The organism is Marinobacter flavimaris (assembly GCF_002933295.1).
Taxonomy (GTDB): Bacteria; Pseudomonadota; Gammaproteobacteria; order Pseudomonadales; family Oleiphilaceae; genus Marinobacter; species Marinobacter flavimaris.
Map to the genome: position 1 here is coordinate 53,075 of NZ_PSSW01000012.1, position 24,145 is coordinate 77,219.

Sequence of the window (24,145 nt, forward strand, 5' to 3'; positions counted from 1 at the left end):
AGGGTAGAATGACTCGTTATATCGCAGAACCAACATCAGGGAACCGCATAATCTATGTACGCAAAACTTGAAACACGGACTTTTCTGGCGTTGCTGGTCGGCGTTTCCCTTGCCTTTGTTTTTCTTATGAAGCCCTTTTTCGGGCCCATATTCTGGGCGGTCGCCATCGCCCTGATTTTCCACCCGGTGCAGCAACTGCTGGAGCGGAAACTCGGGGACAGGCCCAATGTAAATGCACTGATTACCCTGTGTATCTGCATGTTCATCGTGGTTATCCCGGTTCTGGTACTGGTGACCTCATTGGTTGCCGAGGGCGTCGCGCTTTATCAGCAGATCCAGAGTGGTGAAATACGCCCCGGGGAATACATAGATCGGGTCAACCAGTCGTTCCCCGCCATCCAGGCCTTCCTGGCACAGTTTGATATCAGCTTTGCCGAGCTGAGGGACCGAGCCGTGAGTATCTTTGTCGGAGGAAGCCAGTTCCTGGGCAGGCAGGCGCTGGGCGTGGGCCAGAATACCTTCCAGTTTTTTCTGGGCCTGGCCTTGATGGTGTATCTGGCGTTCTTTCTGCTTCGGGATGGCCGTGCGCTGGTCGAGCTGATGATTCGGGCTCTGCCGCTGGGCGATGAGCGGGAGCGGTTGCTGTTTGCCAAGTTTGCGGAGGTGACCCGCGCGACCGTCAAGGGCAACCTGCTGATTGCCATCATCCAGGGGGCTCTGGGCGGGCTGATTTTCTGGATCCTGGGCATCAGCGGTGCGTTGCTCTGGGGTGTGGTTATGGCGATCGTATCGCTGTTGCCGGCTGTGGGTGCGGCGTTGGTCTGGGTGCCGGCAGCCATCTACCTGGCGGCCGTGGGCGATGTTGTCGAAGCGGTGGTGCTGACAGCCTTTGGCGTGGTGGTCATCGGGTTGGCAGACAACCTGCTGCGCCCGGTACTGGTTGGTCGTGATACCAAACTGCCGGACTACATTGTTCTGTTGTCGACCCTTGGGGGCATTGTCATGTTCGGCATCAACGGATTCGTAATGGGACCGCTGGTAGCTGCACTGTTTATGGCGTTCTGGGGCATTTTCATCCGCGAATTCAGCGAAGAAGCCCACCGCCCAGCCGCTTCTGCGGACGAAGAGACCCCTGCGCAAAGCAAGAAAACGGGACATGATGTCCCGTAAGGCGACATGCGACAAAAGTATGGTAGTCTTTTAACCGTTTGCCCCAGCCTGTGGAGATAGGCACCACACAACAAGAAAGAAACGGATATCGATGAGATATCAGGAGTTAGCAGGTGAGTACCATGAGAAACGCAACAACCCGATTGGGACGCCTGGCCGCAGCGGCCGGATTGGCGGTCACACTGGGCTTTGCCCCTGCAGCCTTCGCGGATGAGATCGTTGCACTCAAGAACGCGCTCTACGGAGCAGGATACGACATTACCAATGTCAGCCCGCAGATGGATGACTCAACCCGGTCCGCGCTAACCCGGTTCCAGCAGGATAATGGTCTTCAGGCCACGGGAAATCTGGACGATCCGACCAAGGAAGCCTTGGGTATGATATCGGTTCAGGTTGCCGCTTCGGCACCGTCACAGTCCGCCGCAGCCAGCAGCGCGCCGGCTCAGGAGTCGGCTTCTTCCGCGGCAGAAACCTCGGCCCCGGAGCCTGAGCAGGATGACGCCATTGAAGAAGAGGAAGATGGCGGCTGGTCGCTCTGGTAATCGGAGTTTCCTGAACAAAAAAGCCCGGCGAGATGTCCCGCCGGGCTTTTTTGTTGGTTCAGGATCTCAGTGCTCAGTCGAGCTTTTCGAGATCCCTAACGGCGCCCTTATCGGCGCTCGTGGCCAGTAGCGCATAGGCTTTCAGGGCTGCAGACACCTTGCGGTCCCGTGGCAGTTCCGGTTTCCAGCCCTTGGCGTCCCTGGCTTCCCGGCGACGATCCAGTTCGGGCTGATCCAGCTCCACGTTGATGCTCCGGTTCGGAATGTCGATGCGGATTGTGTCGCCATTTTCGATCAGGCCAATGGCTCCGCCGGCGGCCGCTTCCGGCGACGCGTGGCCGATGGACAGGCCGGAAGTGCCGCCAGAGAAACGTCCGTCCGTCAGTAGCGCGCAGTCTTTGCCGAGTCCCTTGGATTTCAGGTAGCTGGTCGGATACAGCATTTCCTGCATGCCCGGTCCGCCACGGGGCCCTTCGTAGCGAATGATGACAACTTCGCCCGGCTTGACCTCGTCAGAGAGAATTCCGGCAACGGCGGAATCCTGGCTCTCGAATACCCTTGCCTTGCCTTCGAACACGAAGATGCTCTCGTCTACGCCCGCAGTCTTGACCACGCAGCCGTCCAGGGCAATATTGCCATAGAGTACGGCCAGGCCGCCCTCGGAACTGTAGGCGTTCTCAACCGAACGGATGCAGCCGGTTTCCCGGTCACCGTCCAGGGTTGGCCAGCGGGTGCTCTGGGAGAACGCGGTCTGCGTGGGAATGCCGGCAGGGCCGGCTTTGTAGAATTCGACCACTTCGGTAGGCGGTGACCTCATGATATCCCAGGTCTCGAGCGCTTCTCGCATGGTCTTGCTGTGCACGGTGGGAAGGTCGGTATTGATCAGACCGCCTCGTTCCAGCTCGCCGAGAATGCCCATGATACCGCCGGCCCGGTGCACATCTTCCATGTGATATTTGGGTGAGTTCGGAGCTACTTTGCAGAGTTGCGGAACACGACGTGACAGCTGGTCGATCTCGTTCAGGGTGAACGGAACACCGCCTTCCTGGGCAGCCGCCAGCAAGTGGAGGATGGTGTTCGTTGAGCCGCCCATGGCGATGTCCATGACCATGGCGTTTTCAAAAGCCGCCATTGAAGCAATGCTCAATGGCAGTACGCTGGCGTCATCCTCCTCGTAATAGCGCCGCGCATTCTCCACAATCTGTCGGCCGGCTTTGAGGAACAGCTGCTCCCGGTCGGCGTGCGTTGCCAGGAGCGAACCGTTGCCCGGCAGCGCCAGACCGATGGCTTCGGTGAGGCAGTTCATGGAGTTGGCTGTGAACATGCCGGAGCAGGAGCCACAGGTCGGACAGGCGCTGCGCTCATACTCTTCCACCTGTTCGTCGGAGGCATTGGGATCTGCAGCAATGACCATGGCGTCCACCAGGTCGAGCTTGTGCTCCGACAGTTTGGTCTTGCCTGCTTCCATGGGTCCCCCGGACACGAAAATCGTGGGGATGTTGAGGCGCATGGCAGCCATCAGCATGCCCGGGGTGATCTTGTCGCAGTTGGAAATACACACAAGCGCATCGGCACAGTGGGCATTGACCATGTACTCTACGGAATCGGCGATGATCTCCCGGGATGGCAGGGAGTACAGCATGCCGTCATGGCCCATGGCGATGCCATCATCGACCGCGATGGTGTTGAATTCCTTGGCAACACCCCCGGCGGACTCGATTTCGCGGCACACCAATTGCCCGAGGTCCTTAAGGTGCACGTGGCCGGGCACGAACTGGGTGAAAGAGTTGGCAACCGCGATGATCGGTTTGCCGAAGTCGCCGTCTTTCATGCCGGTGGCGCGCCAGAGGGCACGGGCGCCGGCCATGTTGCGGCCTGCGGTGGATGTCCGCGAACGATACTGAGGCATGGGGTTCTTTTCTCTCTGTTGTTACCTGATGACGTTGATCAAAAAAACAGAGGATACCAGATTAGACTCCAGGCGCATGGTTGTTTTCAGAGCCTCTGTTTACAATAGTTAACACAGTTGCCAACTTATTTTCCGGTTTGATCCGACAAGGAGTATGCCTATGGCCGGCCAGGAAAGCCTGCCGCTTCGTCGCCTTAAAGAGTTCCAGCCTTTGAACCGGCTGACCGATGACCAGTTGGTTTTGCTTGCCAGCCGGGCCGAGCGTCGTACCCATGGGCCCGGGCAGAGGGTTCTGGAACGTGGTGTCCGTGACGGTCTCGATTTTTTCCTGGTGGCAGGAAAGATTGAGCTTGAGTCCGTGGATGGCCGAAAAACGATCATCGAAGCCGAAACAGAGAAAGCTCAAAACCCGATTGCCAGACTCCAGCCACGGATGTACGACGTTACAGCCGTCAAACCCTCGGAATTCCTGGTCGTCGAGCAGGACATCCTTAACCAGTTGCTGCGTTCGGCGCCTGTCGAACAGGTTGAGATGGATTCAGGTGAAGGCAATGGAGGGCTCGAGAGCGAGGAACATCACCTGCTGATGGAATTCCTGTCGGAGCTGAGATCGAACCAGGTGAAGCTTCCCAGTGTGCCGGATGTGGCCTGGAAGGTCCGGCGGGCGGTAGATCGCGAGGAGTCGACGGCGGATCAGGTGGCCCTTGCCGTATCGGCCGACCCGGCGATGGCGGCCAAGCTCGTTCGCGCCTGTAACAGCCCGCTTTATCGCGGATTCAGTGATGTCCGGAATGTCCGGGAAGCAGTGGTCCGTCTGGGCATGCGCACCACCCGCCAGCTGGTGACGGTGTTTTCCATGCGTGAGGTGTTCAAGACCCGTCAGGCGTCGCTTCAGAAAGAGATGGAAAAGCTTTGGCGTCACTCTCGTGAAGTGGCTGCCCTTTGCTGGGTCCTGGCGGATCACGCCACCAAACTGAATCCGGAGGAGGCGTTGCTGGCGGGTCTGCTCCATGATATCGGCGTGGTACCGATCCTGGTCCAGGCGGAACATCATGTGAATCTCTTTGCCGATGAGGCCAACCTCAGCCATGCAATCCGCGAACTCAGGGCGGATGTGGGTACGGCGGTTCTGGAGAACTGGTCGTTCCCGCCGGCGTTCGTTGAGGCGGTCCGTCATGCCGAGGACTGGGGCTATGAATGCCGAGAGACATCACCCCAATTGGTGGATGTGGTTATCGTGGCGCAATTGCATTCGATGATCGGTTCCAGCCAGAATGCCGAGCTTCCCCCGTTCGACCAGGTGCCAGCGTATCGGCGTCTGGGCGAGCTTGAACTCAATGCTTCTCGCAGTTTGCAGCTTCTGACGGAGGCCAGGGCCCGGGTCGACGAAGTTCAGCAATTGCTGTCCATCCGGTGATTGTCCGGGCTGTGTAAACTGTGGAGTCTGCTTTCCGGTGACTGTTGCACTTATGAATGTACCTTTGTTCCCCCTGAATTCCATCGTCCTGCCCAGGGGGAGGATTCCCTTGCAGCTGTTCGAGCCGCGCTACATCGACATGCTGACCCGTTGTCTCAAGGAGGATCGTGGGTTCGTTGTGGTGCTGTTGCAGGAAGGCGGAGAGGCCGGGCGCACCGCCGCCTTCTACGATATCGGCACCTATGTACGTATTATTGATTTCCAGCAGCTGGAAAACGGCCTTCTGGGGATTACCGTTGAAGGCGAATCCAAGGTCTCCGTGGTCCGCAGCTGGCAGCAGGAAGATGGCCTGAATGTGGGTGACGTCGAGTGCCTGATTGAAGAGGCAGAGAGTGAGGTGCCGGAGCGTTTCAGCGAGTTGCCCTCGGTTCTGAAGGCGTTGTTTCGTCATCCGGTCATCCGGGACCTGAACATGGACATTGACTATGGTGATGCCCGGGATGTTGGCTGGCGGCTCACGGAGCTTCTGCCCCTCGACAAACAGGAGAAGCAGAAGCTGGTGGAATTGCAGGACCCTCTGGAGCGGCTCACCCGGCTACAGGGGCTCCTGGAAGCGCTGGAAGAAGGCTAGGTGCCAGCAACCGGCCTGAAGTTCAGAACCGCCTGATCCCAGGACAGCAGGATGTAGGCTCCCGTAAGGATTAACCAAACCACCGCTGCACCAACGATGGTGATATCCGGCGCCAACGGAACCTTGTCATAGCGGCTGTAACTGGCCCGCACCGCACCGGTAACGGCCAAGGCAAGCAGCAGTCCTCCAATCACATCGGTGAACCAGTGCACCCCAAGGTAGAGCCGGCTCAAAGCCACGGGCACCAGTGGCAGCGAGAGCAGCACGTAGTATTGCCAACGTCTCCGATGCCTGCTTTCGCCGGCGACGAAACTTGCCAGCAGCGTCACCAGCAGGGTGATGCCCGCCGTGTGACCACTGGGAAAAGCGCTGGAATTCGGCGGGCCCATGACTTCATCCGGCCGGGGCACGCCCAGCAGCGCCTTCAGGCCCCAGACCAGAACCACCGTCACTGCGATAGCCGCCAGAACATGGATGGCCGCGGCGTAATAGCCCCGGAATAGCAGTGCCGCGCAGGCGAGCACTCCGGCGGTCATTAACACCGGCGCGTCACCCAGCAGGGTAATGGCAATGAAGGGACCGTCCAGCAGAGGTTGCCGGAGTTGCTCAAACCAGAGAAGGGTGGCCTGATCGAACCCATCCAGGAGGCTGGTGGCGGTAGCCAACTGCCCCCAGATCAGAAGTAGTGCGGAGGCACCCAGCGCCAGCATGAATGAGGCCAGCGGGAATTCGCCCTCCCGGGCCGGCCGTTGATTCGTGTACAAGCGCCAGAAACGGTTCGTAGCCTCGTACTGCGCCATCCACTGCTTCAGCCAGCGGTAGAAACGGCTGTCCTCCCCGAGCCCCAGCTGAAACCTCAACAGCACGAAATAGACCACCGTCAGGGCCGCGAGGCTGATGCCGATGACCGCGTAAAAATGCGCCGGAGGCCTGATATCACTGGCCAGGGCACTGCCCACCAGAAACCCCGGGAAGATGTAGACTGGCGCCCAGGCAACAGCGGAGCCGATGTTGAAAGCCAGAAAGCGTCGCCAGGACATCATCAGGGCCCCGGCCACGAGCGGGATGATCGGTCTGACCGGGCCGACGAAGCGGCCGATGATCACACTCTTGCCGCCGTGACGCTTGAAGAAGCGCTCCCCGGTACCGATGATTTTTGGATAGCGGCTCAGTGGCCAGGCGGTTGTCAGGCGCCCCTGCAGCAGTCGCCCCAGGCCAAAACTTGCCGTGTCGCCGGCGATGGCCCCAAGGCCCGCCCAAAGCAGTGCTTCCGCAAGCGGCATGCCGGTCTCCCCCGCCAATACGGCGACGGCAAACAGGATGGCGACACCCGGGACAATAATGCCGGCTATAGCGAGTGATTCGATGAAGGCAGTCGTAAACAGGGCTGTTGCCAGCCAGCCGGGATGCAGGCTGAGCCATGCCGACAGATCGTTCAGCCAGGCACTGCTCATGTTTCGATGGTTTCTCCCGGGCTGAACCAGACCGAATCCGTACCGCGTCTGCGAGCTTCTTCCATGGCCTGGTGGGCCCGGTCCCTGAGTGTGTCGGTACGGGTGTCGCCACTGCCGCGGGTGGTGCAGCCGAGGCTTACTGTGGCTTTGCCAACCACCGGCCAGTGGTGTTCGGCAATGGTGCGGCGAATCCGCTCGGCAATCACTCGCACGCCTTCTTCCGGGGTAAACGGCAGGATCAGGAAAAACTCCGAGTCTTTCAGTGTGTACAGGGTATCGCCGGCCCGAATCACGCCGAAGAGGTGCTCGGTCATATCCCTGAACAGGCCCTGAACCTGGTCCCTGCCGTGAAGGTCGGCCACTTCGTCGGCGTAATCAATGCTCAGATCGATGACGGACAGGCAATGCCCCGTGGCGATGGCACGGCTGATCTCTTTCTGAAGGGTTTCATCCAGAAAGCGGGCATTATGGGCGCCAGTCACCGGATCGGTAATGGCGAGGTCCTCTGCCGACTGGGCCATGTGGTCATAGTGCCAGATGTACAGGGCTGCAACCGCCAGAAGGATGAACAGGCCCCCCGTGATGGCAATGGCGTCAGCCGGTGCCTTTTCGAGGAACAGGATGATCGACATGGGTACCAGCAGCAGAAGCGATAGCCCGACGCCCTGACGCAGGGGCAGGATAAGTAGATTCAGCACAAGCAGGGGCATGGCCCAGTGGCTGATGCCCGGGGCATCCATGGTCAGCAGCGCTGCCAGCATGCCACTGTTCAGGCCGGAGAGGATGACCAGGTGCCCGGGGGCCGACAGCTGGTGCCGGCGGCAAATGATGGTGTAAACGGCACCCGCGAGGGTCAAAACCGCCATCCCTGAGGCCAGGTAAAAGAGTTCGTAGAAACCATAGCGGAGGTTCTGCATCGCCAGGGTGAAAATGAACAGGCAGGCGATGCCGTAGCCAAAGGCATGTGTCCAGGTTCTCAGTCGGGTCTCTGTCATGCCACTGGCCCCTCTGCCCGAGGCTGGCTTGGTTGTGCCGGCTGCGACCATGAACTGTAGGCCTGGCTTCGGTTGCCTCCCTGCTGCTGGGCCCGGCGCAGGGCATTCGCAGCACTCTGCTGCAGACTGTTGGCATCGTCACCGATATTCAGGCCGGCGATCCCGGTGCTGACGGTCAGGTTCATGCCGTGGGATTCCAGAAGCGTTGCCAGGCCCTTGCGGATCGTCTCGGCGCGGGCGATTGCGTCGCTGGTGGAAATGCCCGGCAGGATCACCAGAAACTGCAGGTCCGCTACCCGGTAGTAGGTGTCGAAATCACGGATCTGGGAATGCAGGTAGCGACCAATGCGGGGAAGAATCGAGCGGATGTCCTCATCCGGTTCGTCATCGCTCAAATGGGTGTCCAGCCCGATCATGATAATCGACATATCGGTGCCCTCCCGCTCACTGCGCTGGATTTCCTTGTGCAGGTCGGCAGACAGGTATTCCCGGCTGGCTGCCTGGGTCAGCTCGTCGGTACGGCGCAACGGCGCGAGTTGACGGGTCTTGTAATCCCGCAGGAAGACCAGCAACGCCGAAAGCAGCAGGGTAAGAAGAAAGGCGCTGATCATCTGGTGGCGGTCGGCAAGGCCCACCGCCCATTGTGTCGCGATCATTGCCAGTACAGCGATGATCAGTGTTACCACGGCTGCGGCCGCTGGCGGAACCAGGGCGAAAGCAACCAGAGGCAGCGCGTAAAGCCAGTGGCTCAGGATCCATGGGCCGGTCCAGAAACTGGCCAGCAGTATCAGCAGAAGCACGACAAAGAACGCCTGCTGGATTCTCGGCCAGGGCTGGTGGACCCGGTTGGGGTGGAACGTCTTTCCGGCAATGACAATACCTGCCGCGGCAGCCGCGGCTGCGGCAACCATGGGTTCGCCCAGCACGGCGCAAAGGGTCGCAATGGCGATCAGGGCCACGAAGCCCGCTCGCGACAACTTGCTCAACAGGAATTTTTCGGCCATCTGGGCCATGGTGTCCTTCCTTTTCCCGAACTCCCTTGAAAAACCGTCCCCGGGGAACCTTTATAGGTCCGAGTATGGCATATCGCAGCGGTATAATATCTGTTTGGGATGCGTACTTGAAACGGGAAAGGTAAAGTTAGGCCCTGATTCCCGATTCCGCTTGAAAACAGAAAGGTATTTGAATGGATATTGCAGCGTACATGGCTGAGGTTGGGCAGCAGGCCCGTGCAGCGGCAACCGGAGTGGCTCGTTCGACCACCGCCGTGCGTAATAAGGCGCTCCTGGCGACGGCCGAGGCCCTGGATGCAGCCCGGGAAGAGCTGGCCCTCGCCAATGGCAAGGATCTGCAGATGGGCCGGGAAAATGGCCTGGATGCGGCGATGCTTGACCGGCTGGAGCTGACACCCCAGCGAATCGATACCATGATTGAGGGCCTGCGCCAGGTGGCCTCCCTGCCAGACCCGATCGGTGCCATCACCGACATGAACTACCGGCCCTCCGGTATCCAGGTGGGCAAGATGCGTGTTCCGTTAGGCGTCATCGGTATTATTTACGAGTCCCGTCCCAACGTGACGGTCGAGGCTGCGAGTCTGTGCCTCAAGTCGGGCAATGCGACCATTCTCCGGGGCGGCTCAGAGTCCATTCATTCCAACCAGGCCATTGCCCGCTGTCTTTCCGTGGGGCTCACGAAAGCGGGACTGCCCGAGAATGCGGTGCAGGTGATCAAGACAACGGACCGCGCTGCGGTCGGAGAGTTGATCACCATGCCGGGCTACGTTGATGTGATTGTGCCCAGGGGCGGCAAGGGTCTGATCGAGCGCATCAGCCGCGATGCCCGGGTGCCTGTCATCAAGCACCTTGATGGCGTCTGCCATGTCTACATCGATAGCCATGCCGATCCGGAAAAGGCGCTGAAGGTGGCGATCAACGCCAAAACCCACCGGTACGGAACCTGCAACACCATGGAAACCCTGTTGGTGGATGCAGAAATCGCCGAGGATATCCTGCCTCTGCTGGCCCAGGCTTTTGTTGAAAAAGGCGTGGAATTGCGGGGCTGCGAGCGGACACGGGCCATCGTCGAAGGCGTGGTAGAAGCTACCGAGGCAGACTGGGAAGCCGAATATCTGGCTCCGGTCCTGGCAGTGCGTGTGGTTGACGGCCTGGAAGGCGCCATTGCCCATATCAACCGCTACAGCTCCCAGCATACCGACAGCATCATTACTGAGAACTACACGCGGGCACGGCGCTTCATCACGGAGGTGGATTCCAGTTCGGTGATGGTCAATGCCTCCACGCGCTTCGCCGATGGGTTCGAGTATGGTCTGGGGGCCGAAATCGGCATCTCCACTGACAAGATCCACGCCCGGGGACCGGTGGGGCTGGAAGGCCTCACATCCCAGAAATACGTGGTCTTCGGTGACGGGCACATCCGGACCTGATGCCCATGCATGTCATTTATGGGGGGACCTTCGACCCGGTGCATCATGGCCATCTCAGGCTTGCGCTGGAAATCAGCGATCGTCTTGGCGTGGATTACGTCAGCCTGGTGCCCTGTCATATTCCGCCGCACCGGGGGCAAACCGGGGCGTCTTCCAGTCAGCGCCTGGAGTTGTTGAGGCTGGCAGTGGCCGGTGAGCCCCAGTTGCGGATTGACGACCGTGAGCTCTCACGGGAAGGAGCGTCCTACACCGCCGATACCCTTCGCCAACTCCGGGCCGAGCTTGGCCCGGATGAACCCCTGGTGATGGTGGTTGGCACGGACGCATTTGCTGGCTTCGATCGCTGGCGGGAATGGCAGCAGATTCCGGGTCTGGCGCATGTGGTTGTGGTCCGTCGGCCGGGCCCGGCATTGGACCCATCCTCCGAACCGGCCCGATTACTGGCAGAGCGTGGTGTGGAAAGCCCGGAGGCCCTGCATGACAGCCCCTGCGGCTGCGTTCTCGAGCTGGATCCACCCTTGCTGGATGTTTCCGCGACCGGTATTCGGGAGCGTATCGGTGACGGCCGTTCGCCACGCTATCTGGTGCCTGACTCGGTCTGGACAGAAATTCGCCGCCAGGGGCTCTATGGAGCATGCCCTGACGGGAACTTTTAGTGCTACAATCGCGTCTGAATATGACATTTCGGGCGGCCATACCGGCAAACGCCCGTCCAACAGGGTGATTATGCAGGCAGAGCAACTGAAAGATCTGGTAATTAATGCGCTTGAAGATGTGAAAGCACAGGACATCAGCGTAATCGATGTCCGTGACCGCACCAGTGTCACCGACTTCATGGTTCTGGCATCCGGAACGTCCAACCGACATGTAAAATCCCTGGCAGACTCCGTCGTGGTCGAAGCGAAGGAGAAGGGCGTGCGCGCGAGCAATGTTGAAGGTGCCGGCGTCAGCGACTGGATTCTCGTGGATCTGGGCGATGTGGTTGTTCACGTTATGATGCCTGCCACACGAGAATTTTACGATCTGGAGCGCTTCTGGCGTGATGCTCCGGATCTTGGTGTTGCGGGCAGCGAATAATCATGCGGTTACGCCTGATCTGTGTGGGGCAGAAAATGCCCGACTGGGTCAGTACCGGATTCGGAGATTACGCCCGCCGCATGCCGCCGGAGCTACCCGTGGAACTGGTTGAAATCCCCGTCGCCCATCGGGGCAAGAATCCCGATATCCCCAGGCTGATGCAGCGAGAAAGTGACGCCATTCTGGCGGCCACCGGCGCGAAAGACCGGGTCATCGCGCTGGAGGTTGGTGGGCGGCCGTGGTCGACCGAAAAGCTTGCGGCGCAGCTGGAGAACTGGCAACAGGATGGCCGGGACGTCAGCTTTCTGGTGGGCGGCCCGGATGGCCTCGCCGACGATTGCCGCAAACGGGCCGACCAGCAATGGTCGCTGTCGCCCCTGACCCTGCCTCATCCCCTGGTGCGTATTGTTCTGGCAGAGCAGCTCTACCGGGCCTGGTCGATCACCCGCAATCACCCGTATCACCGGGCCTAGGGGGACGTTATGCCATGGGGTGAGTTCAAGGATACGGCAGCGGAACGCCGGCTGTTCCAGCGGCGGAGCCTGGTCATGCTGGTGCTTGTCATGCTCGCTATCGGTGGCCTGATTGCCCGGATGTACCAGCTTCAGGTCGTGGAACATGAGATATACACCACGCTCTCAGACAAGAATCGCGTCCAGGTCCAGTCCGTGCCTCCTCCCCGGGGGCTGGTATACGACCGCAATAACACCCTGCTGGCGGAGAACCGCCCCGTTTTCAGTGTGACGCTTGTGCCCGAGCGGGTACAGGGCATGGACGATACCCTGGCGCAGCTTGACGCGATCCTGGAGATCTCTGAGGAAGACCGCGAACGGTTTCAGCGTCGGCTTCAGGAGCCCCGCCGACCCTTCCAGGAAATCCCCCTTCGCTATGACCTGAATGAGCAGGAGATGGCACGCCTCGCCGTGCATCGCCACGAGCTACCGGGCGTCGAGGTCAAGGCTGAGCTGGTACGGTATTACCCCCACAGTGAGCTGACGGCCCATGCCCTGGGATTTGTCGGGCGTATCAATCGGGATGAGTTGCAGAGGATCGATCCGGTCAACTACGCAGGCACCAACTACATCGGCAAGTCGGGCATTGAGCGGTTCTACGAGGAAATCCTCCACGGCCAGGTCGGCTACCAGCATGTAGAAACCAATGCCCGTGGCCGGACTCTCAGGGTTCTGGAACGTGAGAACCCGGTTCCCGGGGAGGATCTGCAGCTGCATCTGGATCTCAGGCTGCAACAGCGTGCCCACGAGCTTCTTGATGGTCGTCGGGGCGCCATCATTGCCATAGAACCGGATACCGGCGGCATTCTCGCGCTGGCCAGCGTGCCGGGGTTTGATGCCAACAAATTCGTCACCGGTATCAGCGTCAACGATTATCGGGAATTGAGCGACAGCAAAGACAAGCCCCTGTTTAATCGTGCCTTGCGCGGTCAGTACCCGCCAGGCTCAACCCTCAAGCCCATGCTTGCGGTCGCCGCCCTCGACAGTGGCGCGACCACCCGGGATTACACCATCTGGGATCCGGGGCATTTCCGACTGAATCAGGGTGGCCGGGTCTGGCGCGACTGGAAGCGGACGGGGCACGGCTGGGTTGATCTCAAGGACGCTGTGGCCGAATCCTGTGACGTCTACTTCTACGAGGCGGCGGTCGAAATGGGCGTGGATACCATGCACAGCTACCTGTCTCATTTTGGCTTCGGGGAAGACGCGACGCTTGATGTCTCCGGGGCCCTGAGCGGCTTGCTTCCTTCCAGAGACTGGAAAAGGGCAGTGCGCAATGAACCCTGGTATCCGGGAGATTCCGTGAACCTGGGTATCGGCCAGGGCTTCATGTTGGCAACACCGTTGCAACTGGCGACAGCGACCGCCCTAATCGCCAATCGAGGCGAGTGGGTCGAGCCGAGGTTACTGAAAGATATCAAGGGGGATCGCCCGGTCGAGGAGTTCCTACCCGCCGAAACCCACGAGCCGCTCAAGTTGAAGAACCCGGACGACTGGGAGTATGTGGTGGAAACCATGGTTGAAGTCATGCACGGAGCGAAGGGCACTGCCCGGGGTGCTGGCCGTGGTGCCCCCTACAAGATGGCAGGCAAGACAGGAACTGCCCAGGTCTTCAGTCTGGCCGAGGATGAAGAATACGATGAGGAAGAAATCCGCGAGCGGCTTCGGGATCATGCGCTTTTCGTGGGTTTTGCGCCGGTAGATAACCCGAAAATTGCCGTCGCCGTTATTGTCGAGAACGGCGGCAGCGGCAGTGGCACCGCGGCACCGGTCGCGCGGGCGCTGTTTGACTCCTGGTTGCTGGATTATGGCCAGGGGGATAGCGCATTGGTCAGTGGTGTCGGCGAGGTGGCTGACTGATGGCGTTCAAGGCGTTACTGGATTCAACCGCAAGCAACCCTCTTGGCCGGCACCGGAGCATCTGGACAGCGCTGCATCTGGATCCAATCCTGTTGCTGCTGTTACTCCTGCTGGTTTCCGGCGGGCTGTTCGTACTCTACAGCGGTGCCGACCGGAACCTTGAGGTCGTCAAGGCCCAGGGCATCCGGCTGGGCGTGGCGTTTGTCGTGATGCTGGTATTTGCCCAGCTGGATCCCTCGGTGTTTCGCCGTTGGGCGCCGTGGCTCTACGGCGCCGGTATTGTGGCTCTGATTGCGGTTCTGCTGGTGGGCGTTGGTGCCAAGGGTGCGCAACGATGGCTGGCGATTCCGGGACTACCGCGTTTCCAGCCATCGGAATTGATGAAGCTGGTGGTTCCCATGATGGCGGCCTGGTATCTGTCCAGGCATTTCCTGCCGCCCAGATTCCGGCATGTGACCGTCGGGCTGGCGATCGTTCTGGTGCCCATGGTCATGATCATGCAGCAGCCGGACCTGGGGACCTCGCTGCTGGTCGGCATGGCCGGTATCTTCGTGGTGTTTTTTGCGGGCATCAGCTGGAAACTGATCACGGCGTTCGTTGCCATGGTGTCCGTTTCGGCCCCGCTGATGTGGTTCTTCGTCATGAGGGAATACCAGAAACAGCGTGTGCTGACGCTTCTGGACCCTCAGAGTGACCCCCTTGGCGCCGGCTGGAACATCATCCAGTCCAAGACCGCCATCGGTTCCGGTGGCGTGGATGGCAAGGGCTGGCTTCAGGGAACCCAGTCGCACCTGGAGTTTCTGCCAGAGAGCCATACCGACTTCATCGTCGCAGTGCTGGCTGAAGAGTTCGGGTTCGTGGGCATGCTGATCCTGATGACGGTGTATTTCCTGATCATACTGCGGTGTCTGTATATTGCCGCGACGGCCCAGGATTCATTCAGCCGCCTTCTCGCGGGTGCGCTCACCATGACGTTCTTCATCTACATCTTCGTAAATGTCGGGATGGTAAGTGGACTTTTGCCAATCGTTGGTGTGCCATTGCCCCTGATCAGCTACGGTGGGACATCGGGGGTCACCCTGATGGCAGCCTTTGGTGTTTTGATGTCGATTCATACCCATCGGCGAATGATTGGCGCCTGATTCGGTCAATCAAACCATGGCCACAGGGTAATGGTGATTCCGTCGGAGAACCCGTTACAATGAAGGCTGGACCATCGGGAACCTGATACCGGTGGCCAGTGTAGTCAAGAGGAATTCCGGACAGTGAACTGCAAGCCCTCATTCTCCTTCCTGCTGTCGGTGGTTGTGTCGCTGATACTCGGCGGCTGCGCGTCGGCCCCGGAAACGGACCATTCGTCCCGCTATACCCTGGCAACCGACAGGGCCCCTTCGGGTAACTTCGATGTGTCCGGTCTTGACGATGCGGTTCCGGTTTACGAGGCCCCCAGGAGGGCGGGCAATAAATCGCCCTACCAGGTCTGGGGCAAGCAATACCACGTGCTCGACAGCAACGACGGTTATGTCGCCCGGGGTACGGCGAGCTGGTACGGCGAGAAATTTCATGGCCACAAGACCTCCAACGGCGAAACCTTTAACATGTACACCATGTCCGCCGCGCACAAATCCCTGCGGATCCCCGGCTATGCACGTGTAACGAACCTTGATAACGGTCGCTCGGTGATTGTCCGTGTCAACGACCGCGGTCCCTTTCACAGCGACAGGATCATCGACCTGTCATACGCCGCTGCCAAGAAGCTGGGGTACCAGGCCAGGGGCACGGCCCGTGTGGAGGTGGCTGCTATCACCGTCAGGCCGGATGGCGCCATGTTCATTGCCGGCGAGCCTTATTCCCCGGGAGATCCGGCCGGATACGCTGAAAGCCGGGTGGAGGCAAGCGGTGACATGGCCATGACCAACCGGTCATTGTTTGTGCAGCTGGGGTCCTTCAGCAGCCGGGATCCGGCTGAAAAACTGCTCAGCCAGGTGAGGGCGGTGCTGGAGAACCCGATGCGCGTTCGGGCAGTGGATACCTCCGCGGGGCGCTTCCATCGGGTTCAGGTGGGCCCCTTCAATGACGAAGACAGCGCCAGGCGTACCCAAAGCCTGCTGGAAGCCCGTGGTTTCGATCAGTCCATCCTGCTGACCGATACGCACTGAATAAGCCGAACACGACATATTTAAAAAAATACACTTAACGACGAATGAATGGACCCATGGCCTTAAACTCTGCTTTTCGAACTCTCTCCGTTGTCCTTGTGCTGATGCTTGCCCTGACAGGCAAGGCAATGTCCCAGTCGGTGCTGATTCCGTCGCCGCCGCAGATTGCCGGCAGCTCCTACGTGTTGATGGATCCCAAGAGCGGACGGATCATCATGGAGGAGAATAGCCACGAGCGTTTGCCTCCGGCCAGTCTGACCAAAATGATGACGGCCTATATTGTCGAGCGTGAGCTTGATGAGGGCCGCATTGCCATGTCCGACATGGTTCCCATCAGCGTCAATGCCTGGAAGACCGAAGGTTCGCGCACCTTCGTTCGGGAAGGCACCCAGGTTTCGGTCGAAGATCTGCTCAGGGGGGTCATCATTCAGTCGGGCAACGACGCCTCTGTTGCCCTGGCGGAATTCGTTGCAGGCAGTGAAGGAGCCTTCGTTGACATCATGAACCAGCAGGCCCAGCTGCTGGGAATGAAAGACACCAATTTTGTGAACGCGACCGGCCTGCCCTCGCCGGAGCATTTCTCAACAGCGTATGACCTGGCGATGCTGGCCCGCGCGATCATCAACGATTACCCGGAGAACTATCCGCTCTACGCTGAAAAACATTTCACCTACAACAACATTCGCCAGCCGAACCGGAACAGTCTGCTCTGGCGCGATGACAGTGTCGACGGCCTGAAAACAGGCCATACCGAGGAGGCGGGTTATTGCCTTGTTGCCTCTGCCAAACGCAACGACACCCGTTTTATTGCCGTGGTTATGGGCACTAACAGTTCAGAAGCACGGGCCCAGGAAATCCAGAAAATGCTGAACTACGGCTTCCGCTACTATGAGAGCGAACGCCTGTTCCGGTCGGGCCAGGAGCTCATCGAAGCCCGTGTCTGGGGCGGTCAGGCTGATCAGCTCTCCGTTGGCATGACCGAGGATGTCTACGTGACCATTCCACGGGGTTCACGAAACGATCTGGAATCGACGGTCGACCTTGATTCTGTGATCAAGGCACCCATTAAAGTTGGGGACGAGCTGGGACGGGTCAAGGTCTCCTATAACGGCGAGGTACTGGTTGATCAGCCGGTGTTGGCCCTGACCGAGGTTCCCGAAGGTGGCTTTTTCAAACGCATCTGGGACGCCATCAAGCTCTTTTTCGTTCAGTTATTTCAGTAGGGTGATGTTGATCCCGGGGAGTAAAACGGCATGAGTGAGCCGAAAGCACCAAAAATTGAGTTTCCTTGCGACTATGTGATCAAGGTGATTGGCAATGCGGCCCCGGATTTCACCGAGTTTGTGGTCGAGGTTGTGGAGCAGCATGCCCCCGGAATCAGCGAGACCGACATCACCGTTAACGACAGCAGCAAAGGCCGGTTTTCCTCGGTTCAACTGAAGATTGTGGCCACGGGTGAAGCGCAACTGAAGGCCCTGTTCGAAGATCTCAAGGCCAGTGGCCGCGTACACATGGTGCTCTGAGCCTGATGCCTGACCTGATTGTCCGATCCCTGGGTGAGCAGCCCTATCTGGAAACCTGGGAGGCCATGAAAGCCTTCACCGCTGACCGCGATGACAGTGTGGCGGATGAACTCTGGTGTTTGCAGCATCCGCGGGTTTATACCCAGGGCCAGGCGGGGAAGGCCGAACATATTCTTGCCCCGGGCGACATCCCGGTGATCCCGGTGGATCGGGGCGGGCAGGTGACCTACCACGGTCCCGGCCAGCTCGTGATTTACCTGATGATCAATCTGACTCGCAAAAAACTTGGTGTACGTTCTCTGGTGGACGAGATCGAACAGGCCATCGTCCGCACGCTCGCAGAATTGGGCGTTGAGGCCGCTCCGAGACCGGACGCCCCGGGCGTTTACGTGGGCGACGCCAAGATTGCCTCGCTCGGACTGAGGGTTCGCCGGGGTTGTTCCTTTCATGGCCTGGCGCTGAATGTGGATATGGACATGGAGCCTTTTCAGCGCATAAACCCCTGCGGCTATGCCGGAATGGCCATGTGTCAGGTTCGCGACTTTGTTCCCGGTGTGACACTGGCTGACGTGCAGCAGCGGTTGTCGCAGCAGCTGGTCAGTGGCCTGGCCCACCACGATGTCGATTTCCGCGAGGGCTGGTAGCTCAGGCCGCGGCTTCATTCTCGTAACCGCATGCGCGGTTACGTCCCTCGGATTTCGCCCGATACAGGGCTTCGTCTGACCGCTGCAGAAGGCGATCGATGGATTCCGAGCCACGGATCGACGCCACCCCCACACTGATGGTTGCCTGAATCGGGCCCTCCTCCGTGCTTACGGATCTGGCGGCAAAAGCTTCACGGATCCGGTTTGCGGATGCCAGCGCCTCCCCGGTATTGGTTTCGGGCAGCAGAACCAGGTACTCCTCACCGCCCCATCGGGCCAGCGTATCAACTTTGCGGCATTGTTCCCGAAGGGTCCTGGCCACCAGAATGATCAATTCGTCACCCACATGGTGCCCATAGTTGTCGTTAACGCTCTTGAACAGGTCAATGTCCATCAGCAGCACCGAAAAGGGCCGGGCGTTGCGAAGATAGCGCTGATACTCGATGTCCAGTTGCTCAAGCGCTTCGCGGCGATTGGCCAGGCCGGTCAGGGCATCGTGCTTGGCGGCATACTCGAATTCCGCGGCCAGCTTCAGCAACCCCAGCTTGCTGCGTCGACGGCTCTGGTCAAGGATGTAACAGGTGACCATTTCAAAACCCAGCACCGCTATCATGGTGATTCTGAAACTGGTGCTGTGCGGCGGCTCGAACAGGAAATTCCCCAGTGGGCTGAACAGGAAGATGACGGCGGCGAACCCGCCACAGCAGGCGAGCACCCCAACCCGGGATTCGCTGATGTAGAAAATGATGGGCGGGTAGGCAAACAACCAGATAATGGCGGAACCGTCCTCTACCGCGTTGATAGCCAGGTAGGTGAACAGCACCGTAATCAGGGTTATGAAGCCGCGACGCTGCAGGGTCTTGTTACCGAAGAGCAGGTAGCTCACAGAGTTGACGGCAAGAAGAACGGCAAAGCCAACCAGAAGTGGCGGCGTGATCGGGTCGTTCTGCAGGCTGGAGCGCCAGGCAAAGAAACAGAGCAGGGGCACGGCAACAGCGGTCAGCCAGTTGATCAGGATCGGGACAGGAATCTCGCCCTTGACCCGGAACTGCGACAGCTCCGTATCCGGCGTTTTTCTTGCTGTTTGCGGCATTTTCAGATCTTGTTGTTGTGATAGTCGTTGTTGGACCTTACGTATCTAGAAATATTAGACCGGTTTCCCGGCGGAAACTGTGTCGAAACGTAAACGATCCGGTTGTGCAGATGTAAACCGGCAACGGGGCTGGCGCATTGGCCCCGTGGCCGCGGCAGGCCGGTCGACTCGGTTAGGTCAGCTCCCCTGACTATCCGTATAATGGTGTAAGCCGCCAAACGTGGTGAAATTCTCTGATCCGAACAGGTCACTATGTCTTCCAGACGTTCAGGAAATTCGGTTTCCCGCATCAAGACAGGCAGTTTCGAGCGCAGGCTGAGTCTGACCCGTGCCGGGTTGTTTGCCGGTACCCGTATGGCCTCACACATGGCAACCAACTGGTTCAGCACTCGGGAAAACCGGGAAAAACGTCACCGCGCCATGCTTTCGAGCCAGGCCCGGTTCCTGGTGGATGAACTGGGCAAGTTAAAGGGCAGCGTGGTCAAGATTGGCCAGGTTATGGCTCTGTACGGCGAGCATTTTTTGCCCGAGGAAGTCACCGAAGCGCTCCACACCCTGGAAGATCAGACCACTTCTCTGGAATGGCCGGCTATCGAACGTGTGCTGAAAGACGAGCTGGGCGCGGAGCGTCTGGCGCAACTGGATGTAGAGCCCGAGCCTATTGGCGCTGCGTCGCTGGGGCAGGTCCACCGGGCCTGGCGCCGCAGTGACGGCCTGGAGCTGGTGCTGAAGGTGCAATACCCGGGCGTTGCTGACGCGGTAGACAGCGACCTGAATGCTGTCGCCCAGTTGCTGCGAGTGGCCAGGCTGGTCAGTTTTGGCCCCGAGTTCAATGACTGGCTGGAGGAAGTCCGGCAGATGATGCATCGCGAGGTGGACTATCGCCTTGAGGCGAAGACCACCGAGAAATTCCGCAACATGCTGGCATCGGATCCGAGGTTCATTGTGCCCAGGGTCCTGCCGGAGTTTTCAACCGAGCACGTTATTTGTTCAACCTACGAACACGGGCATTCGGTCAGTTCCCAGTCGGTCAGGGACCTCCCGCTGGAACGTCGCAGTGCCCTTGGCAAGGCCGCCCTGGAGCTGTTTTTCCGGGAGTTGTTCATCTGGGGCGAAATTCAGACCGATCCCAATTTCGGCAACTACCGCATCCGGATTGCCGGGGAGGAAGGGGATGACCCGGGGTACGACCGTATCGTCCTCCTCGATTTCGGCGCCGTGCAGTCCTACTCGGACGAGTTTCTCAAACCGGTCATCCAGATGATCAGGGCATCCTACGAGAACGATCTCGATGCGGTAATCGATGGTGGCGTGAAACTGCGTTTCATGAGCACCGAATGGCCGGAGGAGGTACTGGAGAAGTTTGGCCAGGTCTGCATGTCGGTGCTTGAACCGCTCTCCAGCGACAAGGATTCCTGGCCAGACTATGCAGTAAACAGCCATGGCCAGTATCGTTGGAAACAGAGTGAACTGCCGTCCCGGGTGGCGCGTCAGGCGGCCCGGTCGGCGATTAGTCGCTATTTCCGGGTGCCTCCGAAGGAGTTCGTGTTCCTTAACCGTAAACTGATCGGGGTCTACACATTCGTTGCGGTTCTGAATTCCGAATTTAACGGCGAGCCGCTGCTTCGGAAATACCTCTACGGTGAAGGTGACGATGCACCGGACGCCTCCGCGACGAGCCAGAGCACAAAGGCGTAGCGGGCCCCCTTGCCAATTCCTACCAGTATCACAAAATTGAGCCACGGCACGCGCATGATCCCGCCAACCAGGGTCAGCGCGTCGCCGCCCAGAGGCAGCCAGCCCATCAGCAGAGACCATTGGCCATAACGGTTAAAGCGGTTCCTCGCCTTGTGCAATTGCATCTCGCTGATCGGAAACCAGCGTTTATGCTTAAAGCGATCTACCTGCCGGCCGATAACTCCATTAACGACCGAGCCCAGCGTGTTACCCAGTGTTGCCCAGAACCACAGCCACCACCAGGAGTAACCCTGTGTTATCAGCGTGCCCAGCAGAACTTCCGAGTAAGCGGGCAGCAGCGTGGCAGCGGCGAACGCGGTCAGAAATAGCGTCAGGTAGGCCACCGGCCCCTCCGTGCTCTAAAATAGATTGAACCTCCAACTCCCCGCAGGTCCGCCTTCACCATGAAACAGTTATCGCTCCGCTTCAAGCTCTACGCCCTCGTTGTGTCCCTGCTTCTGATAATGGGTATCAGTATCGTGGTGACTGCCCAGCTGTCTCTCGGCGCGATGGAGAAGCGGATGACGGTTGAAACTCGGGATACGGTGCAGGGTATCGTGATGGACCAGCTCGGCGCTACCGCAGGCAAGTATGGTGAGCTGGTCAGTGGTCAGTTTGCTACCGCCTTTCGGACCCCGGAAGTGGTGAGCAATGTTATTACCCGCAACATTCAGTCCGACAGCTCAGGTCGTATCAGCCGGTCGGCCCTCCAGGAAACCATTGGAGCGGTGCTTGAGGAACAGGATAGCCTGAGTTCGATCTATGCCCAGTTCGAGCCAGACGGTTATGACGGCCAGGATCGCTATTTTACAGGCGGTGTCGAAGAACACAGCAGCGACGAAGGAACCCTGGAAATTTACTATTACCGTGATCCGGACGGCAACGTTGTATTTAGCCGAACGGAGGATCCTTCCGTGAAATACCTCGATGGCAGAAACGAATATGGAATCCGGGAAGCCGAATGGTATCTCTGTTCAAGGGACACCAAAGCACCCTGCATTATGGAGCCGTATGAGTACGAAATCAGTGAGGGCTATTCGGAGCTAATGACCAGTCTGGTGGTACCCATCGTGGACGGTGACACCTTTGCGGGTGTCACCGGTGTGGATATCAACCTCTCGACACTTCAGAAAACCATTGGTGGCGTCAGTCAGGAGCTTTTCGATGGCAAGTCCCGGGTCACGCTGATCAGCGAGCAGGGTCTTATCGCGGCATCCAGTCATTATGAGGCTCATCTTGGTCGGCCCCTCCAGGAAGCTTTGCCGGAGCATGGCGATACCTTCTCAGGACTGCATCAGGGTGGGGGGACCTTCGATGACGGCCAGACCCTGGCCGTGGCCTATCCCGTCGAAATCAGTCTGCCCGATGCCGAGTGGTCGTTGTTGATTGAACTGCCAAGAGATGCCGCGCTTGCCAGCGTTTCCGAAATCACGGGCCTGCTGTCAGACGAAGTGGCCGCGACCGCGACCCGCCAGACCCTGGTAGGCATCGGTGTCGTGGTTCTTGCTGTTGTCGCCCTCGTTCTCCTGGTCCGCTCGGTGACCCGCCCGCTGGATGAGATCCGGGATCGCATGAAGAACCTGGCCAGTGCCGAAGGGGACCTTACCCGTGAGCTGGAAATCGACACCCACGCCGAGCTGATCGAGCTGGCTGGCGGATTCAATGCCTTCCTGGCGAGGCTGAGAGAGATGATCAACGACCTGAAGGATGTAAACGCCAAGGTCCGCGAACAGGCCAGGGATGTCGGAAGTATTGCGGTTGAGACCGATGAGCAGACCGGCAGGCAACATCAGGACATCGACAGCGTGGTGACCGCCATGAATGAAATGTCTGTCGCTGCCGGTGAGGTCGCGGGATTTGCGGGCGAGGCGGCGGACAACGCCCGGATGGCCCAGGACGGCATCCGCTTTACCCAGGACACCTTGTCGTCCGCAGTCAACGGTGTGAGCGCGGTGGCCAATGATATGGGCGAGGCCAGCACTGCGATCGGCCAGGTGGCCAATCGCAGTGAGGACATCAACCGGATCCTGGATGTCATCCGTGGCGTCGCAGAACAGACCAACCTGCTGGCGCTTAACGCCGCCATCGAGGCGGCAAGGGCCGGTGAGCAGGGGCGCGGCTTTGCCGTTGTCGCCGATGAGGTCCGAACCCTTGCCTCCCGGACGCGGGAATCCACCGATGAAATCAGCACCATGATCGACGGTCTCAAGCAGGATGTGAACGGGGCGGTTTCGGTGATCCAGAGCGGTGTTGATCGCGCCACCTCGGCGGTGGATGGCACCCAGGAGGCGGCCCATTCTCTGGCCACGGTTGTCGAGCGGATCGGAACCATTGTCGAACACGTGACCCAGGTGGCTACCGCAGCGGAAGAGCAAAGCTCGGTAAGCGAGGAAATCAATCGCAACCTCACTCATATCGGTGACGCCGCCAACGATCTCCGGGAACTTGCTGGTCGCGTCAAAGGCAGTGGCCAGGCCCTGGACAATGAAGTGCAGGTTCTGGAGCGGGAGCTCGGTCGCCTGAGGACATGATGGGCGGCTACTATGGTGGCGATTCAAAGCATCAATTTTAAATTAGCGTGCGCCGTGCCATCATTCAGCCATAGGATTTCAGTCCCGAAACATACAGTCAGAGACTTTAGGGAGGTGTTTATGGAGCAGGTCACGATTTATGGCCGCTCGAGTTGTGGTTTCTGCGTGCAGGCAAAGCGCCTGTGTGAGGCCAAGAACATTCCCTACGTCTGGGTAGATATGATCGAGAAGGGCATGAGCAAGCAGGATATCGCGGACAAGATTGGCCGGCCGGTTTATACCGTGCCGCAGATTCTGGTGGGCAACCGGTACGTGGGTGGGTTTGATCAGTTCTACGCCTATATGCGCGACCAGCAGTCGGAGCTGGCCCGCTAGCCATCTGCGTGTAGTGTCTGAACAATGAAAAAGCCTGACAGAGCTACTCTGTCAGGCTTTTTTGCTTTCCGGT

23 protein-coding genes are annotated in these 24,145 nt (G+C 59.2%); 17 read left to right on the top strand and 6 right to left on the bottom strand.

Annotated features, from left to right (window positions below; translation table 11 throughout):
- Positions 1-54 precede the first annotated feature (54 nt).
- The gene (locus tag MDHKLMBL_RS18245) at positions 55-1,170 is read left to right on the top strand and encodes an AI-2E family transporter (RefSeq protein ID WP_008176456.1); all 1,116 of its coding nucleotides are present in this window, start codon (positions 55-57) and stop codon (positions 1,168-1,170) included.
- A gap of 122 nt (positions 1,171-1,292) precedes the next feature.
- Positions 1,293-1,712: a peptidoglycan-binding domain-containing protein gene (locus MDHKLMBL_RS18250; RefSeq protein ID WP_008176454.1), complete on the top strand. Its 420-nt coding sequence runs from the start codon at positions 1,293-1,295 to the stop codon at positions 1,710-1,712.
- A gap of 73 nt (positions 1,713-1,785) precedes the next feature.
- On the opposite strand, the gene ilvD is transcribed toward MDHKLMBL_RS18250, so the two are convergent.
- Complete coding sequence (ilvD, locus tag MDHKLMBL_RS18255) at positions 1,786-3,621, bottom strand: dihydroxy-acid dehydratase (RefSeq protein WP_008176452.1); 1,836 nt, start codon at positions 3,619-3,621, stop codon at positions 1,786-1,788.
- Between the two features lie 160 nt (positions 3,622-3,781).
- On the opposite strand from ilvD, the gene MDHKLMBL_RS18260 reads away from it, so the two are divergent.
- The gene (locus MDHKLMBL_RS18260) at positions 3,782-5,038 is read left to right on the top strand and encodes an HDOD domain-containing protein (RefSeq protein WP_008176449.1); all 1,257 of its coding nucleotides are present in this window, start codon (positions 3,782-3,784) and stop codon (positions 5,036-5,038) included.
- Positions 5,039-5,090: 52 nt separating this feature from the next.
- On the top strand, positions 5,091-5,669 hold the full coding sequence (locus tag MDHKLMBL_RS18265; protein ID WP_039882136.1) for an LON peptidase substrate-binding domain-containing protein: 579 nt from the start codon (positions 5,091-5,093) through the stop codon (positions 5,667-5,669).
- On the opposite strand, the gene MDHKLMBL_RS18270 is transcribed toward MDHKLMBL_RS18265, so the two are convergent.
- The 3 genes from MDHKLMBL_RS18270 to MDHKLMBL_RS18280 are packed head-to-tail and all read right to left on the bottom strand — an operon-like array spanning position 5,666 to position 9,131.
- Positions 5,666-7,123 carry a bifunctional DedA family/phosphatase PAP2 family protein gene (locus tag MDHKLMBL_RS18270; protein ID WP_104271835.1) on the bottom strand — a complete coding sequence of 486 codons (1,458 nt, stop codon included), beginning with the start codon at positions 7,121-7,123 and terminating at the stop codon, positions 5,666-5,668. The two genes, MDHKLMBL_RS18265 and MDHKLMBL_RS18270, sit on opposite strands and share 4 nt — an antisense overlap.
- Positions 7,120-8,118: a GGDEF domain-containing protein gene (locus MDHKLMBL_RS18275; protein ID WP_008176443.1), complete on the bottom strand. Its 999-nt coding sequence runs from the start codon at positions 8,116-8,118 to the stop codon at positions 7,120-7,122. The genes MDHKLMBL_RS18270 and MDHKLMBL_RS18275 overlap by 4 nt, the downstream gene beginning before the upstream one ends.
- Entirely contained in the window at positions 8,115-9,131 is a 1,017-nt protein-coding gene (locus MDHKLMBL_RS18280) for a GGDEF domain-containing protein (protein WP_014576126.1), read from the bottom strand. Before MDHKLMBL_RS18280 ends, MDHKLMBL_RS18275 begins: the two co-directional genes overlap by 4 nt.
- A 173-nt stretch (positions 9,132-9,304) precedes the next feature.
- On the opposite strand from MDHKLMBL_RS18280, the gene MDHKLMBL_RS18285 reads away from it, so the two are divergent.
- The 10 genes from MDHKLMBL_RS18285 to lipB all read left to right on the top strand — a co-directional run bounded on the left by MDHKLMBL_RS18285 (position 9,305) and on the right by lipB (position 18,336).
- The gene (locus MDHKLMBL_RS18285; RefSeq protein WP_104271838.1) at positions 9,305-10,561 is read left to right on the top strand and encodes a glutamate-5-semialdehyde dehydrogenase; all 1,257 of its coding nucleotides are present in this window, start codon (positions 9,305-9,307) and stop codon (positions 10,559-10,561) included.
- Positions 10,562-10,566: 5 nt separating this feature from the next.
- Positions 10,567-11,217 (top strand): nicotinate-nucleotide adenylyltransferase, encoded by a 651-nt coding sequence (gene nadD, locus MDHKLMBL_RS18290; protein WP_014576127.1) that lies wholly within the window; start codon positions 10,567-10,569, stop codon positions 11,215-11,217.
- A gap of 70 nt (positions 11,218-11,287) precedes the next feature.
- Complete coding sequence (gene rsfS / locus MDHKLMBL_RS18295; RefSeq protein ID WP_008176434.1) at positions 11,288-11,638, top strand: ribosome silencing factor; 351 nt, start codon at positions 11,288-11,290, stop codon at positions 11,636-11,638.
- Between the two features lie 2 nt (positions 11,639-11,640).
- Positions 11,641-12,111, top strand: a complete 471-nt coding sequence (gene rlmH / locus MDHKLMBL_RS18300; RefSeq protein ID WP_008176432.1) for a 23S rRNA (pseudouridine(1915)-N(3))-methyltransferase RlmH — start codon at positions 11,641-11,643, stop codon at positions 12,109-12,111.
- 9 nt (positions 12,112-12,120) lie between these two features.
- The gene (gene mrdA / locus MDHKLMBL_RS18305; protein ID WP_014576128.1) at positions 12,121-14,010 is read left to right on the top strand and encodes a penicillin-binding protein 2; all 1,890 of its coding nucleotides are present in this window, start codon (positions 12,121-12,123) and stop codon (positions 14,008-14,010) included.
- Positions 14,010-15,152, top strand: coding sequence for a rod shape-determining protein RodA (gene rodA / locus MDHKLMBL_RS18310; RefSeq protein ID WP_008176427.1), 1,143 nt, complete (start codon positions 14,010-14,012; stop codon positions 15,150-15,152). Before mrdA ends, rodA begins: the two co-directional genes overlap by 1 nt.
- Positions 15,153-15,275: 123 nt before the next feature.
- On the top strand, positions 15,276-16,169 hold the full coding sequence (locus MDHKLMBL_RS18315) for a septal ring lytic transglycosylase RlpA family protein (RefSeq protein WP_104271841.1): 894 nt from the start codon (positions 15,276-15,278) through the stop codon (positions 16,167-16,169).
- 56 nt (positions 16,170-16,225) lie between these two features.
- Entirely contained in the window at positions 16,226-17,392 is a 1,167-nt protein-coding gene (locus MDHKLMBL_RS18320; protein ID WP_041644971.1) for a D-alanyl-D-alanine carboxypeptidase family protein, read from the top strand.
- A 30-nt stretch (positions 17,393-17,422) separates the two neighbouring features.
- A complete protein-coding gene (locus MDHKLMBL_RS18325; RefSeq protein ID WP_008176421.1) occupies positions 17,423-17,692 on the top strand; it encodes an HP0495 family protein in 270 nt (89 codons plus the stop codon).
- A gap of 5 nt (positions 17,693-17,697) precedes the next feature.
- Positions 17,698-18,336 carry a lipoyl(octanoyl) transferase LipB gene (lipB, locus tag MDHKLMBL_RS18330; protein ID WP_014576131.1) on the top strand — a complete coding sequence of 213 codons (639 nt, stop codon included), beginning with the start codon at positions 17,698-17,700 and terminating at the stop codon, positions 18,334-18,336.
- A 1-nt stretch (position 18,337) separates the two neighbouring features.
- On the opposite strand, the gene MDHKLMBL_RS18335 is transcribed toward lipB, so the two are convergent.
- Entirely contained in the window at positions 18,338-19,429 is a 1,092-nt protein-coding gene (locus MDHKLMBL_RS18335) for a GGDEF domain-containing protein (protein WP_104271845.1), read from the bottom strand.
- Between the two features lie 252 nt (positions 19,430-19,681).
- On the opposite strand from MDHKLMBL_RS18335, the gene MDHKLMBL_RS18340 reads away from it, so the two are divergent.
- Entirely contained in the window at positions 19,682-21,127 is a 1,446-nt protein-coding gene (locus MDHKLMBL_RS18340) for an ABC1 kinase family protein (protein ID WP_104271848.1), read from the top strand.
- Here MDHKLMBL_RS18340 and MDHKLMBL_RS18345 read toward each other — a convergent pair.
- Positions 21,067-21,510, bottom strand: coding sequence for a YqaA family protein (locus MDHKLMBL_RS18345; RefSeq protein WP_041644973.1), 444 nt, complete (start codon positions 21,508-21,510; stop codon positions 21,067-21,069). The two genes, MDHKLMBL_RS18340 and MDHKLMBL_RS18345, sit on opposite strands and share 61 nt — an antisense overlap.
- Before the next feature lie 60 nt (positions 21,511-21,570).
- Between MDHKLMBL_RS18345 and MDHKLMBL_RS18350 the strand changes: the two genes are divergently transcribed.
- On the top strand, positions 21,571-23,697 hold the full coding sequence (locus MDHKLMBL_RS18350) for a methyl-accepting chemotaxis protein (protein ID WP_104271853.1): 2,127 nt from the start codon (positions 21,571-21,573) through the stop codon (positions 23,695-23,697).
- Positions 23,698-23,817: 120 nt separating this feature from the next.
- The gene (locus MDHKLMBL_RS18355) at positions 23,818-24,072 is read left to right on the top strand and encodes a GrxA family glutaredoxin (RefSeq protein ID WP_104271856.1); all 255 of its coding nucleotides are present in this window, start codon (positions 23,818-23,820) and stop codon (positions 24,070-24,072) included.
- Positions 24,073-24,145: the final 73 nt, after the last annotated feature.